This is a genomic window from Prevotella sp. TF12-30, from assembly GCF_003436715.1.
In the GTDB taxonomy this organism is placed as follows: Bacteria; Bacteroidota; Bacteroidia; order Bacteroidales; family Bacteroidaceae; genus Prevotella; species Prevotella copri_A.
Window position 1 is genome coordinate 83,412 of sequence record NZ_QSQJ01000001.1, and the last position, 14,308, is coordinate 97,719.

General features: G+C 49.1%; 12 protein-coding genes. 5 read left to right on the forward strand and 7 right to left on the reverse strand.

The window, feature by feature from the left end; genetic code table 11:
- The first annotated feature begins 162 nt into the window (after window positions 1–162).
- The 3 genes from carB (at window position 163) to DXD25_RS00430 (ending at window position 8,095) form a co-directional block, all read left to right on the forward strand.
- Window positions 163–3,393 carry a carbamoyl-phosphate synthase (glutamine-hydrolyzing) large subunit gene (gene carB, locus DXD25_RS00420; protein WP_117661277.1) on the forward strand — a complete coding sequence of 1,077 codons (3,231 nt, stop codon included), beginning with the start codon at window positions 163–165 and terminating at the stop codon, window positions 3,391–3,393.
- Window positions 3,394–3,537: 144 nt separating this feature from the next.
- Window positions 3,538–5,739 carry a DNA topoisomerase 3 gene (locus tag DXD25_RS00425; protein WP_117661278.1) on the forward strand — a complete coding sequence of 734 codons (2,202 nt, stop codon included), beginning with the start codon at window positions 3,538–3,540 and terminating at the stop codon, window positions 5,737–5,739.
- Window positions 5,740–6,022: 283 nt separating this feature from the next.
- Window positions 6,023–8,095 carry an OmpA family protein gene (locus tag DXD25_RS00430; protein ID WP_117661279.1) on the forward strand — a complete coding sequence of 691 codons (2,073 nt, stop codon included), beginning with the start codon at window positions 6,023–6,025 and terminating at the stop codon, window positions 8,093–8,095.
- A 16-nt stretch (window positions 8,096–8,111) separates the two neighbouring features.
- On the opposite strand, the gene DXD25_RS00435 is transcribed toward DXD25_RS00430, so the two are convergent.
- Genes DXD25_RS00435 through DXD25_RS00445 form a run of 3 tightly spaced genes read right to left on the reverse strand, consistent with a single transcriptional unit; the run spans window position 8,112 to window position 9,892 of the window.
- Complete coding sequence (locus DXD25_RS00435; RefSeq protein WP_158556265.1) at window positions 8,112–8,576, reverse strand: DUF5056 domain-containing protein; 465 nt, start codon at window positions 8,574–8,576, stop codon at window positions 8,112–8,114.
- Entirely contained in the window at window positions 8,566–9,105 is a 540-nt protein-coding gene (locus tag DXD25_RS00440; RefSeq protein ID WP_117661281.1) for an RNA polymerase sigma factor, read from the reverse strand. Before DXD25_RS00440 ends, DXD25_RS00435 begins: the two co-directional genes overlap by 11 nt.
- A gap of 31 nt (window positions 9,106–9,136) precedes the next feature.
- Window positions 9,137–9,892 (reverse strand): DUF6249 domain-containing protein, encoded by a 756-nt coding sequence (locus DXD25_RS00445; RefSeq protein WP_117661282.1) that lies wholly within the window; start codon window positions 9,890–9,892, stop codon window positions 9,137–9,139.
- Window positions 9,893–10,029: 137 nt separating this feature from the next.
- Between DXD25_RS00445 and DXD25_RS00450 the strand changes: the two genes are divergently transcribed.
- Together DXD25_RS00450 and DXD25_RS00455 are read left to right on the forward strand one after the other, a co-directional pair.
- Window positions 10,030–11,457, forward strand: coding sequence for a hypothetical protein (locus tag DXD25_RS00450; RefSeq protein WP_117661283.1), 1,428 nt, complete (start codon window positions 10,030–10,032; stop codon window positions 11,455–11,457).
- 55 nt (window positions 11,458–11,512) lie between these two features.
- Complete coding sequence (locus tag DXD25_RS00455) at window positions 11,513–12,034, forward strand: dihydrofolate reductase (RefSeq protein WP_117661417.1); 522 nt, start codon at window positions 11,513–11,515, stop codon at window positions 12,032–12,034.
- A gap of 4 nt (window positions 12,035–12,038) precedes the next feature.
- On the opposite strand, the gene DXD25_RS00460 is transcribed toward DXD25_RS00455, so the two are convergent.
- The 4 genes from DXD25_RS00460 to DXD25_RS00475 form a co-directional block, all read right to left on the reverse strand.
- On the reverse strand, window positions 12,039–12,542 hold the full coding sequence (locus tag DXD25_RS00460; protein ID WP_117661284.1) for an Lrp/AsnC family transcriptional regulator: 504 nt from the start codon (window positions 12,540–12,542) through the stop codon (window positions 12,039–12,041).
- A gap of 104 nt (window positions 12,543–12,646) precedes the next feature.
- Window positions 12,647–13,111 (reverse strand): biopolymer transporter ExbD, encoded by a 465-nt coding sequence (locus DXD25_RS00465; protein WP_117661285.1) that lies wholly within the window; start codon window positions 13,109–13,111, stop codon window positions 12,647–12,649.
- Window positions 13,108–13,707 carry a biopolymer transporter ExbD gene (locus DXD25_RS00470; RefSeq protein ID WP_117661286.1) on the reverse strand — a complete coding sequence of 200 codons (600 nt, stop codon included), beginning with the start codon at window positions 13,705–13,707 and terminating at the stop codon, window positions 13,108–13,110. The genes DXD25_RS00465 and DXD25_RS00470 overlap by 4 nt, the downstream gene beginning before the upstream one ends.
- Before the next feature lie 50 nt (window positions 13,708–13,757).
- Window positions 13,758–14,279 (reverse strand): hypothetical protein, encoded by a 522-nt coding sequence (locus DXD25_RS00475; protein ID WP_117661287.1) that lies wholly within the window; start codon window positions 14,277–14,279, stop codon window positions 13,758–13,760.
- Between the last annotated feature and the right edge of the window lie 29 nt (window positions 14,280–14,308).

Consider the following 14,308-nt stretch of genomic DNA (forward strand, 5'->3'; position numbering starts at 1 on the left):
GAATGGCAGAAAATTTGGATGATTCAGATATTTAACGTATCTTTGCTGCCCGAAATAGTGTATCTTCCTTAGTAATCTGACTAAGAAACTAAATAGATACTAAACAAGACATTTTCAGAAGAGACTTTTTATTATCAAGAATAAACTTATAGTTATATAAAGATGAAGAAACAGCTTAAGAAAGTCCTAGTCCTGGGTTCCGGTGCGTTGAAGATCGGCCAGGCAGGTGAGTTTGACTATTCCGGTTCGCAGGCTCTCAAGGCTTTGCGTGAGGAGGGTATTAGTTCTGTCCTCATTAATCCAAACGTTGCTACAATTCAGACGAGTGAAGGTATTGCTGACAAGGTTTATTTCTTGCCGGTGACACCTTTTTTTGTAACTGAAATCATCAAGAAGGAACGCCCAGACGGCATCATGCTGGCTTGGGGTGGACAGACGGGTTTGAACGTTGGTACAGAACTCTACCTCAGTGGTGTGCTCAAGGAGTATGGCGTGGATGTGTTGGGTACCTCTGTAGAGGCTATCATGAACACAGAAGACCGCGACCTCTTCGTAAAGGAGCTTAACAAGGTTGACCTCAAAGTTCCAGTAAGCCACGCTTGCGAGAACATGGAGGAGGCTGTTGCTGCGGCACGCAACATCGGCTACCCTATCATGATCCGTTCTGCCTATGCGCTGGGTGGTCTCGGTTCTGGTGTCTGCAAGACTGAAGAGGAGTTCAAGGAGATTGCTGAATCTGCCTTCACTTTCGCACCTCAGGTACTCGTAGAGGAGAGCCTGAAGGGATGGAAGGAGATTGAGTTTGAGTGCATCCGTGATGCGAACGACCGTTGCTTCACCGTTGCCTCTATGGAAAACTTCGACCCACTGGGTATCCACACTGGTGAGTCTATCGTAGTAGCTCCTACCTGTTCTCTTACCGACGAGCAGGTGAAGATGTTGCAGGACATCGCCGTGAAGTGTGTCCGTCACCTCAACATCGTGGGTGAGTGCAACATCCAGTATGCTTTCAATGCTGAGACCAACGACTACCGTATCATCGAGATCAACGCTCGCTTGAGCCGTTCTTCTGCTCTTGCTTCCAAGGCTACCGGTTATCCGCTCGCCTTCGTTGCAGCTAAGATTGCCCTCGGTTATACACTCGATCAGATTGGCGAGATGGGTACTCCTAACTCAGCTTATGTGGCTCCATCACTCGACTATATGATCTGTAAGATTCCTCGTTGGGACCTTACCAAGTTTGCCGGTGTAAGCCGCAAGATTGGTTCTTCCATGAAGTCTGTAGGCGAAATAATGTCTATCGGCCGCTCATTCGAGGAGATGCTCCAGAAGGGTCTCCGTATGATTGGTCAGGGAATGCACGGTTTCGTAGGCAACGACCACACCAAGTTCGATAACCTGGATGAGGAGCTTTCCAACCCTACCGACCTCCGTATCTTCGCCATCGCACAGGCTCTGGAGGAAGGCTACACCATCGAGCGCATCGAGGAGTTGACCAAGATTGACCCTTGGTTCATCGAGCGCATGAAGAATATCGTAGATTACAAGCACAAGCTTTCTGAATATAATACGCTGGAGGAGATTCCTGCCGAGGTATTGCGCGAGGCTAAGGTACTGGGCTTCTCTGACTTCCAGATTGGCCGCTTCGTATTGAAGACCAAGGATACCAACATGGAGAAGGAGGTTCTCGCTGTCCGTGCCCTGCGCAAGAAGCTGAACATTCTTCCTGCCGTAAAGCGCATCCCTACTGTGGCTAGCGAGCATCCTGACCTCACCAACTATCTCTATATGACTTATGCCGTAGAGGGTTACGACATCAACTACTACAAGAACGAGAAGTCTGTCATCGTTCTCGGTTCGGGTGCTTACCGCATCGGTTCTTCCGTAGAGTTCGACTGGTGTTCAGTAAACGCTATCAACACAGCACGCAAGTTGGGTTACAAGTCAATCATGATTAACTACAACCCGGAGACCGTATCTACCGACTACGATATGTGCGACCGTCTCTACTTCGATGAGCTTTCATTCGAGCGTGTACTCGATGTCATCGACCTGGAGTCACCACGTGGTGTGATTGTTTCTGTGGGTGGTCAGATTCCAAACAACCTGGCTATGAAGCTCCATCGCCAATCTGTGCCAATCCTGGGTACATCTCCAGTAAACATCGACCGTGCCGAGAACCGCGGTAAGTTCTCTGCCATGCTCGATAAGTTGGGTATCGACCAGCCTAAGTGGAGCGCCCTCACATCAATGGAGGATGTTCAGAAGTTCATCGACGAGGTAGGCTATCCTGTGCTCGTTCGTCCATCTTACGTTCTTTCCGGTGCAGCCATGAACGTTTGCCACAACGATGACGAGTTGCGTCGCTTCCTGGAGGCAGCTTCTGAGGTTTCTAAGGAGTACCCAGTGGTTATCTCCCAGTTTATGACAGAGACCAACGAGATTGAGTTCGACGGTGTTGCCCAGAACGGTGAGATTGTAGAGTATGGTATTTCAGAGCACGTAGAGTATGCAGGTGTTCACTCTGGCGACGCTACCATGACCTTCCCTGCTCAGCAGATTTCCTTCGCTACAGCCCGTCAGATCAAGAAGATTTCACGTGCCATTGCCAAGGAGCTCAACATCTCTGGTCCTTTCAATATCCAGTATCTGGCTAAGGGTCGTGATGTAAAGGTAATCGAGTGTAACCTCCGTGCATCCCGCTCATTCCCATTCGTGAGCAAGGTATTGAAGCGCAACTTCATCGAGACGGCTACCCGCATCATGCTCGACGCTCCATATCAGAAGCCAGACAAGTCTGCCTTCGATATCGACCGCATGGGTGTGAAGGCTTCACAGTTCTCATTCGCCCGTTTGCAGAACGCCGACCCAGTTTTGGGTGTGGATATGAGTTCTACCGGTGAGGTAGGCTGTATGGGTGATACTTTCGAGGAGGCATTGCTCAACTCATTGATTGCCACCGGCTACAAGATTCCTTCAAAGGATAAGGGCATCATGCTTTCAAGCGGTGGTGCGAAGGAGAAGGCTTCTCTGCTCGACGGTGCCCAGGCGCTGGTGAAGAACGGTTACACCATCTACGCTACAGCCGGTACAGCGAAGTTCCTGAACGAGAACAACGTGAAGGCTACAGCCGTAGGATGGCCTGATGAGGACCACAAGGATATTCCTAACGTAATGCAGATGATTGCCGACCACAAGTTCGACCTCATCGTCAACATCCCTAAGAATCACACCAAGCGTGAGCTCACCAATGGTTACAGAATCCGTCGTGGCGCCATCGACCATAACATTCCTCTGATCACCAATGCCCGCTTGGCTTCCGCCTTCATCGAGGCATTCTGCACATTGAGCCAGGATCAGATTCAGATCAAGAGCTGGCAGGAGTACGAGTAATCGCACGCAGATTTATATGAAATACGCCCTGTAAGGCCCAAGCCTTACGGGGCTTTTTTATTCTCTGCCATGAGAAAAAGAAGATGAAATGATGGCTATCTCATTATTTTATTGTACCTTTGCAAACAGAAATAAGAATAAAGAATGATAGTTTGTATAGCAGAGAAACCGAGTGTGGCTAAGGACATTGCCCGAATCATCGGAGCTACCACGGCATGCGACGGTTATATGGAAGGTAATGGATACCAAGTAACATGGACCTTCGGCCACCTTTGTGAGCTGAAGGAACCGGATGATTATACTCCGATGTGGAAACATTGGAGCCTTTCGGCATTGCCGATGATTCCACAGCGCTTCGGCATCAAGCTCATCAACGATGAAGGCATCAAGAAGCAGTTTGCCACCATCGAAAAACTGATGCAGGCTGCCGACAGCATCATCAACTGCGGTGACGCCGGACAGGAAGGAGAGCTCATCCAGAGATGGGTAATGCAGAAGGCACAGGCAAAATGCCCCGTCAAGAGATTGTGGATTTCATCCATGACCGATGAAGCCATCAAGCAGGGCTTCCAGGAACTGAAAGACCAGGGAGAATATCAGTCACTCTATCTTGCCGGACTTTCCCGTGCCATCGGCGACTGGATTCTCGGCATGAACGCCACCCGACTTTACACATTGAAATATGGTCAGAATCGACAGGTGCTCAGCATCGGCCGGGTGCAGACCCCTACCCTTGCCCTGATCGTGAACCGCCAGAAGGAAATCGACAACTTCGTTTCCGAACCTTACTGGGTACTCGCCACCATCTATCGCGACACCCAATTTACGGCTACCAGCGGCAAGTTTACCAGCAAGGAGGAAGGCGAGAAGGCTTTCAGTACCATCGCCGGCAAACCCTTCACCGTTACCGACGTAAGCAAGAAGAAGGGAAACGAGGCACCCCCTCATCTCTACGACCTCACCTCACTGCAGGTGGATTGCAACAAGAAGTTTGCCTACTCTGCCGATATTACGCTGAAGCTCATCCAGAGTCTCTACGAGAAGAAATATACCACGTATCCTCGTGTAGATACCCAGTTTCTCACAGACGATATCTATCCGAAATGTCCGCAGATTCTGAATGGTGTGAGCCAGGCAAAGATAGCCAGTCAGCAGAAATACCTCCCGCTCATCCAGCAGCTCGCAGCCACCGGCAAGAAGTTGCCGAAGAGCAAGAAGGTTTTCGATAACAGCAAGGTGACCGACCACCACGCCATCATCCCTACCGGAGTTCCGCCAACCGGACTCACCGATATGGAGGCGAATGTCTATGATCTCATCGCCAAGCGATTCATCAGCGTGTTCTATCCGGATTGTAAGTTCTCTACCACCACCGTTCTGGGCGAGGTAATCAACGAGGACGGACCAAAACCGGAGAAGATAGAGTTCAAGGTGAGCGGTAAGGAGATTCTGGAACCGGGCTGGCGAGTAGTCTATGCCAAGGATGCGAAGAATGCCGATGACGACGATGCAGATAACGCCAACGGAAACGATGGCGGAAATGCAGGCGACGGAAACGGAAACGGTGCCAAGAAGGAAGTGGTAGAAGAAAGAACCCTCCCCTCTTTCGTAAAAGGCGAATCGGGCGACCATCAGCCTACTCTGACGGAGAAATGGACCACGCCACCGAAATATTACACCGAAGCTACCCTACTCCGTGCGATGGAGACTGCGGGTAAATTCGTAGAAGACGAGGAACTTCGTGCGGCATTGAAGGAGAACGGCATCGGCCGTCCATCATCCCGTGCCGGCATCATCGAAACTCTCTTCAAGCGCCACTACATCCGCCGCCAGCGCAAGAACCTGATGGCAACTCCAACAGGTATCGAACTCATCGACACCATCCACGAGGAACTCCTGAAGAGCTGTGAGCTGACGGGTATCTGGGAAAAGAAGCTCCGAGACATCGAGCACAAAACCTATGACCCAGCCGAATTCATCAATGGTTTGAAAGAGCAGATCAACCAGATTGTCATCGATGTTCTATCGGATAACAGCAGCCGAAGAGTGACCATCATAACGGAGGAAGATCTCAAGAAAAAACCGGAAAAGAAGAAAACGGCGGCAAAGAAAGCTGAAACAAAGAAGATGCCAGCCAAGAAAAAGGATGAAGCTACGACACAAAATGTAGGTTCGCAGAAAGCAGCAGCACAGCCGGTTTCTGCAACTCAGGCTCCAGCCGACCCAATGGTAGGCAAGCCATGTCCGCTCTGCGGCAAGGGCGTCATCATCAAGGGCAAGACCGCCTATGGATGCAGCAACTGGAAATCTGGCTGCCAATACCGCCAGCCATTCTCGCAGATGTAATAAGATATAACTCAAGTTTCGCATATAAGCTCCACACGCCCTGAAAGGGCAGAAGCTTCTAGCCCAGGGTAACGCCCTGGGTCATTATGGACGCAAACCTGTCGCCCTGTAAGGGCAAAAGCTTCAAAGAACGAGGCAATTTATAAGGCTTTTGCCCTTACAGGGCGCCTTGCTGACTGCTACTATACCCAGGGCGTTGCCCTGGGCTAGGAGCTTCTGCCCTTTCAGGGCGTGTGGGAGAGTTGCTTGCGAAAGTTCAGTAAAATAATTAAGTTGTTCCAGTATGAAGCAGATTAGATATTACCAAATCATAACAGCCTTTTGCTGCCTCCTTCTGATAAGCTGCGGCATTGACAAGAACCTGAAGAAGGGAGAGAAGTTCCTTTCTTTAGGCGAATACTATGATGCTGCCGACCAATTCAAGCAAGCCTACACCAAGACACCTCCCAAGGAGCGTGAAAACCGGGGAAAGCTAGTCTTGAAGATGGCCCGCTGCTACAACAAGATCAATGCTACCCCCAAGGCTGTGAATGCTTACCGCAATGCCATCCGCTATAACCAGGCTTCACTCGATGACCGTCTGGCTTACGCCCGTCTGCTCCTGAAAAACGGCGAATACAAGCAGGCAGAAAAGGAATTCAGAATCCTCGTGGATTCCATGCCCGACAATATCCTAGCCCAAAACGGATTGAAATCTGCCCAGATGGCTCCCGTCTGGAAAAAAGCCGGAAGTAGATATCAGGTAAAGAAGATGGATGTCTTCACCTCCCGAAGAGCCGATTATTCACCGATGCTCCTGGGCGATGAATACGAACAGATCTACTTCACCTCCACCCGCAACGACGCACAGGGAGATGAACTCAGCGGAATCACCGGAACCAAGGCTGGCGACATCTTCTATTCTGAAAAAGACGACAAGGGAAAATGGAGCAGACCGGAAGCCATCGCCACTGGTCTGAATACCGACTATGATGAGGGAGCCTGCTGCTTCACTCCCGATGGCAAGGAGATGTATCTCACCCAATGCGTCACCGATCCAGCCTCTCCCCGATTTGCCCAGATCGTCACCTCTTCCCGTTCGGATGCTGCCTGGGGAAAGGTTCAGAAACTGGAAATCACCCAGGATACCTTGAGCACCTACGCCCACCCTGCCATCAGTCCTGACGGCGAATGGCTCTATTTTGTTTCCGATATGCCGGGCGGAATGGGCGGTTACGATATCTGGCGTGTGCGCATCACTCCTTCAGGTCTGGGAGGTGTGGAAAACCTCGGTGCCCCCATCAATACGCCGGGCGACGAGATGTTCCCTACCTTCCGTCCCAATGGCGACCTCTATTTCAGCAGTAACGGCCATATAGGAATGGGCGGTCTCGACATCTACATTGCCCGAATAGACGAAAAGACCCAGCAGTATAAGATAGAAAATCCCGGCTATCCCCTCAATTCAGAAGCAGATGATTTCGGAATGACCTTCGAGGGACCACACAACCGTGGCTTCTTCTCTTCCAACAGAAAGGATGGCCGCGGCTATGATCATATATATTCTTTCCAAAATCCGGAGATTGTCACCACGATGAAGGGATGGGTTTACGAAAAAGACGGCTACGAACTTCCTGCCGCACAGGTGATGGTAGTAGGCAACGATGGCACCTACAGGAAACTGCCAGTCAAGAGTGACGGTTCGTTTACGCTGCCTATCCATCCTGAGGTAGATTATCTGGTGATGGCTTCCTGCAAGGGATTCCTCAACCACAAGGAGGAGTTGCGGATAGATTCGGCGAAGGAGAGCAAGGAGTACGTGCTCCAGTTCCCGCTGGCTTCCATCTCAGCCCCAGTACTCATCGACAACATCTTCTATGATTTTGACAAAGCTACCCTGACGCCAGCCAGCACCCAGGCTCTGGATAAGCTCGTAGCCTTGTTGAAAGAGAATTCCCACGTAACCATCGAACTGAGTGCCCATTGCGATTACAAAGGCAACAGCGAGTACAACAAGCGATTGTCTCAGCGCCGTGCCCAGACGGTAGTAGATTACCTCATAGCTCACGGCATCGAAAAAGAGCGCCTTACCCCTGTGGGATATGGCAAGGAACGCCCGAAGACAATCCGCAGAAAGCTCACGGAGAAATATCCTTGGCTGAAGGAAGACGATGTGCTCACCCAGGATTTCATCCTCAAGCAGACCAAGGAGCATCAGGAGATATGCAACCAGCTGAACCGCCGCACCGAGTTTACGGTTCTTCGTACCACCTACAAGATGTTCGACAATAAAGGTAACCTGCAGAACCCGCCAAAGTCAAAGCCAAGACAAGAGAAAGTATCCGAAGACAACGGATATAAAACATTCTTCTACTAGCAGAAAGAGTTTTTTCTTATCTGGCATCCGCCACTTCATTATATCCCCAAACCATCACGAGGACTACGATGCCAGCGAGCATCATCAGGAGATTCTGCGTCTGCATGATTGCATCAAGCACATGGGTAAGGGCACGTGAACCGGTCAGCAGGAAATCTATCTTCATTGAGAAGAGCCAACCCTGTATCTGCTCCCATCCCTGACAAACCACAGCAGCAACTATGCCGACAGCCACACAGGCTGCCGTCCACAGATGTTCCAATCGGCGACGCTTAGCCAAAGCCTTTTCCTGCTCAAGAGCCAGCACGGTCTTTTCCGGCTCAAGACCCGGCAATGCCTGCATCACCCTATCAGAGAATCCATCATCCGGAATCTCCTCCATCCTGTTATCAGCAAAGAAAGCCTGAAGGAGCTGATCGTCCGTGGCGCTCAGCGGTTCAAGCTCCATACCATTCATATTATCAATCATTTTATCGGTCATAACCATTATGCTTTAAGTAACTTGCAAGTTTCTGTTTTCCACGAGAGAGATGCGACTTGATGGTGCCTTGCGCCATTCCCGTCACTTCTGCCATCTTATCTATAGAGAGGCCATCCATCAGCTGCAGCGTGATGCACGTCCGTTCGTTATCGCTCAATATCCGTAGGGCATTGAGCAAATCCATCTTCAGTCCGGCATTCACCCCCTGCGCATTCTGTCGGGTAACAGCCGGCGTATCAATATCCTGTGTTTCCTTATGACTGCGGGTATAATCATACCACACATTATAGGCAATACGATAAAGCCAAGTGGAGAAGCTGGCTGTACCCCTGAACCCCGACAGATGTGTATAAGCCTTCACAAAGGTATCCTGCGCCAAGTCGTCACTCAGCTGCGCATCCCCCAGCGTCTGCCGTAGGAAGAACCCACGAATAGGTGATTGATACTTCTTGACCAGCAAGTCGAACGACTTGCGGTCGTGAAGCATCACCACCTTCGTGACGAGAGAAATATCGGATAACTTTTCCACTATATATTAACTAATAATTGTTGTTTGATTTTTATACCGGAGTTCCATTATACCCCGTGCCCTGATCGCCATGGCGGTTTTTCCACCAATCCTTGATGGCTGGAAGCGAACCTATCAGGGTCTGTCCCAATCCATAGAAGAAGACCAGGGCTCCGATACCAGCCAGGAAGTCAGCTTCCCACCAAGCGAACATGGCGCACAAGCCTGCTCCCAGGAAGGCATTTCTCAATCCTCGCTTCACCAGATATTCATCGCTCTGCTTGTCTATCGGACGGTCGCTTTCCGGAACATTGATGCCCTTCTCCATCGCCATCTCCGCCAACTTCATCCGGTCGTTGTGGCGGCGAATCAGATATCTGATAACCAGGAACACGATGATCAGCGGAGCAAAGACAAACAGCAGACCGAAGATGATACAGAAGATGATGATAACCGACAGCGCTCCGCCACCAAATACCGAACCGATGAAATCGAAAGGATCATCATAGTTGCCGAGACTATACTTGGAATGATAAGCACGGTTGTCATTGTCATCTACATCAGCATAGTCGGAAGTATCCGTTGCGGTTGTATCAGAATAGGCAGCAATAGCCTCATCATCCTGAGCTGCGGATGCCTGCCCGGCAGCAGCCTGCTTATCTTCCTGCTTTGCTGCGGCAGGAGAAGCCTGCTTATCCACCTGTTGGGTAGTTGGATGATAACGATGTTTTGGAGCAGAAGATGCCAGAGACACCTGGGTAGCTCCGATGCTCATGATGAGCGCCAATGTTAATATCGCTTTCTTCATATCTAACAATATTTTTATAGTTTTACCTTGTTATTTATTATTTTTTCTATGTCTTAGACGCATCTCTTGGGAAATTAGTTGCAAAGAAACAAAATTTTTCTTATTTTTGCAAACAAAATCAAGAATAAAGGCATAAAATGAAGACATTACCAGAAGATTTCATCCAATATACCCAAGAGTTGATGGGCGATGAACTGTTCCAGCAACTGAAACAGGGCATCACCGAGGGAGAAGCACCTACCAGTATCCGTCTCAATCCTTTCAAATGCAAGGAGGGAGAAGATGCTGCGGGCGAACCGATTCCATGGTGCCCTTCCACCGGTCGCTATCTCTCCACCCGTCCTAACTTCACCTTCGATCCCTGGCTCCATGCCGGAAAGTATTACGTACAGGAGGCTTCTTCCATGTTCGTGGATCTGGTAATCCGACAACTCGTTCACGAACCTGTGATGATGCTCGATCTCTGTGCGGCTCCAGGTGGAAAATCTACCGCCGTACGTGCTGCCCTGCCGGAAGGGAGTCTTCTTTTCAGCAACGAACCGATGCGCACCCGCTCGCAGATTCTTGCAGAGAATATCCAGAAGTTCGGTCATCCCGATATGATCGTCACCAACAACTATCCACGCGACTACAAGAAGTCGAAGCTTCAGTTTGATGTCATCCTCACCGATGTTCCCTGCTCCGGCGAAGGTATGTTCCGCAAGGATGATGGCGCCATCAGCGAATGGAGCCTGCAGAATGTGGACAACTGCTGGCATCTGCAGCGCGAAATCGTAAGCGATATCTGGAACTGCCTGAAACCCGGCGGTCTCCTCATCTACTCTACCTGCACCTTCAATGCCCACGAAGACGAAGAGAATATCGCCTGGATCTGTGAGGAGCTGGGGGCTGATGCTATTGCACTCAACGATATCGATGAAGCATGGAATATCACGGGCAATCTCATAGGCACAGACATCCCTGTCTATCGTTTTCTTCCAGGCAAGACCCGCGGAGAAGGCATCTTCCTCGCTGTACTCAGAAAAGAGGGAGAACCGGAAATGGAGAAGGAGGATAAAAAGAAGAAGAAAGACAAGAACAAGGATAAAGGAAAGAACAGAGGAAACAAGGGAAAGAGTCAGCAGGTTCCAACAGACTGGCTGAAGTCTTCCGACTATGAAACGATAACCGAAGACGATAACTTCTATGCCATCCCAAGCCGATGGAAAGCCATCTATGAGGATGCTGCCAGAAACCTGAAGGTGATACATGCCGGCATCAAACTGGGAACAACCAAGGGCAAAGACATCATTCCCGACCAGAGTCTGGCACTCTCCACCGAACTCAACACTGAGGTTTTCCCACAGGTAGAACTCTCCTACGAGGATGCCATCCGCTACCTGCGCAAAGAGGCTGTGAATCTTCCTGCAGACACCCCCAAAGGCTACGTGCTCGTTACCTATCAGCAGATGCCTCTAGGCTGGGAGAAGAACATCGGTAACCGTGCCAACAACCTCTATCCACAAGAGTGGAAAATCAAGAGCAGCCACGTGCCGGAAGAACCCTGTGTTATCAGCAAGAAATAAGTATCAAGAAACAAGATAAGAATTCATCAAGAAGAACCAATCATCAGGAATGAATATGCTCAGCATCATCGCTTGTATCTCTAAAGATAATAGAGCAATCGGCTACCAGAACCGATTGCTCTATCATTTACCATCCGATATGGTCCGCTTCCGTGAACTTACCACGGGGCATACCATCATCATGGGCAGAAAGACATTTGATTCTCTCCCTAACGGTGCTCTTCCACATCGCCGCAACATCGTTGTCTCTAAAAGTCTGAAAGAGATAGATGGGGGCGAAGTATATCCTACCCTGGAAGAAGCACTCAGGGCTGCACAAGGCGACTCCTTGTCTGCCCCCAAGGAAGATGCAGGAATAGCCAGCCCGGAAGAAATCTTCATCATTGGCGGAGAAAGCATCTATCGCCAGGCTCTTCCTGCTGCCCGGAAACTCTATCTCACCATCGTAGATAAGGAGCCGGAACAGGCAGATACCTTCTTCCCTGCCATCGACAGTTCTGCCTGGGAAGTGACGGAAAAAGAAATGAGGAATGAAAACGGGTTGTCGTTCTCATTCCTCACCTATATTAGAAAATAAATTCTTATTCTTCTGTTGTCTCATCATCCTCATCAGCAACCTGCTGAATATCCTTCAGAGAAAGCTGACGGTCGATGGCTGCATTGAAGGAGATGATGGTCTCGCTTCTGGAAAGCCCCAATGGCTGCAACTTATCGTGGATAATCTCCAGGAGATGGTGGTTGTTGACTGCATAAATCTTGATGAACATATCAAAACCGCCCGTAGTATAATGACACTCTACTACCTCAGGAATCTTCTTGAGTTCTTCTACCACCTGATCAAACTTCTCAGGTTCCTTGAGGAACAATCCCATATATGCACAGGTTTCGTAACCAATCTTCTCTGGATCGATAACAAATTGAGAGCCTTTAATAATGCCAAGGTTAGTGAGTTTAGCTACACGCTGATGAATGGCAGCACCGCTTACATTACAAGCACGTGCTACTTCCAGAAATGGAATTCGGGCATCCTGAGAAATCAGCTTCAGAATATGCCTATCTAATGAATCTAATACTTGTTTTGCCATAATTAATTATTATTTGCCTGCAAAGGTAGCACTTTTCTTTAGAAAAAGCAACTTTTCTAATAAAAAAAATAATAAATTAATATTATTTTTCCTTTTAGAGCATATTATTTCCTATTTTCAACAGCAGAATAGCTTATTTTCAGTGCTTTTGCCTGGCGCAGCGCCTGCTTCACATCGGTAATCACTCCCATCTTGGTGTCCTGGTCTGCCTTGATGGAAACGGTCATCAGTTTCTGGTCTTCAGGCGACATCCGCTTCTTCTCGGCAGAGATATAATCCTGCACATCAGAAGCACTGGCAAACTTGTCATTCATCTGTATCTGGGTACCTGAGCCGTATTTGCCCTGCAGATCCCTGGTTGGCTTTCCTATATAAATATGACTTACAGCCGACTTCTTGGTCAGGCGTGTGAGATTCTTTCCTTCAGGCATACGACATTCCACCTTTAAGGTAACCTGCCGCATGTGGGTAACGATCATAAAGAAAAAGAGTACCGAGAAAATCAGATCCGGCAAAGATGACGTATTCAATTCCGGAACCGAATGCGATTTTTTACGAAAATTCATCATTTGGCGCCTCCTTTCTCCTGGGTTGACTGGGTTTCCTGTTTCTCTTCCGCATCAGCATCTACACTCTTGTCTTCATGAGTCATCGCATTGGCATACGACTCCGTAATGCGCTGAGGACAGAGCTTACGCACCTGCTCCTTCTGATCATTGCTCAAAAGCGCATAGTCTCTATGATATTTTTTCTGGGCTGCCTCATTGCGAAGTTGCGCATAGGCTTCCATCAACTCATTCTGCATCTGGAAATAGAGGTTGTAGTTGGCATCACGGTCGCTCTCGATGGAAATCAGATGTTTCTTACCCAGGCGATGTACAAAGCGGACGGTTTCCAGCTTCAGGTCTTTCAGCTTCATCGGCTGGTTGTTCACCAGCAGCGTATCTCCAGCCGTAAGATGAATCGCCATCAGATTGTTCTTATCCACCACCGATTCCTGCTGTTCCTTCTTCTGAGGTTCAGGCGAAGGAAGCTGGCGCAACAATCCCTTATCCACATCCATGGATGTGGTTACAAGGAAGAATATCAGCAGCATAAACGAGATGTCGGCTGTTGAGGTGGTATTCAATCCCGGAGTTTCGTTACGATTCCTTCTTATCAGCATTGCGTTATGATATGATACTAACTATTTTTTTGTTTGATAATTACAGACTGTTATTGCTTCTTTCGGATATATCGGGTGGCACCGAAGCAAACGGCTCCAATGCCTGCCAGCAACATCAGCAGCGAGGTGATGACAAACATATCAGAAAGTTTCAGCCACAACCAGTCGGCGTAGTTTTCGCCGTTGATGAGCATCGGGGCGGAACCTCCCAAGAGGAAGGTAAGAATCAGAACTGCCAGCAAGGTAAGCCAGGTAATGCGGAAGATACGACGCACCGGCACACCATTCACCACAGCTTCCGACTTGCTGCTCCGGTAATCCTTCACCATCGAATAGACCGCCAAGCCTATTCCTCCTATCAGGAAAAGCCACATCAGGAAGATGAGCACATCGGTAAAAAGAGGGGCATTGAAGTCGGGATTCTCATCGAAAGGCAAATCATAACCTATCAGATAGAACAGACCGAAAACCAGCACAGCCAAACCTATCATCAGACGGAAAACCTTCTGAGATATCTGTTCGGCAGACTTGCTACTTTGAACTTTGAACTTTGAACTTTGAACTTTCAACATGGAACTTTCAACTTTGAACTTTCAACTTT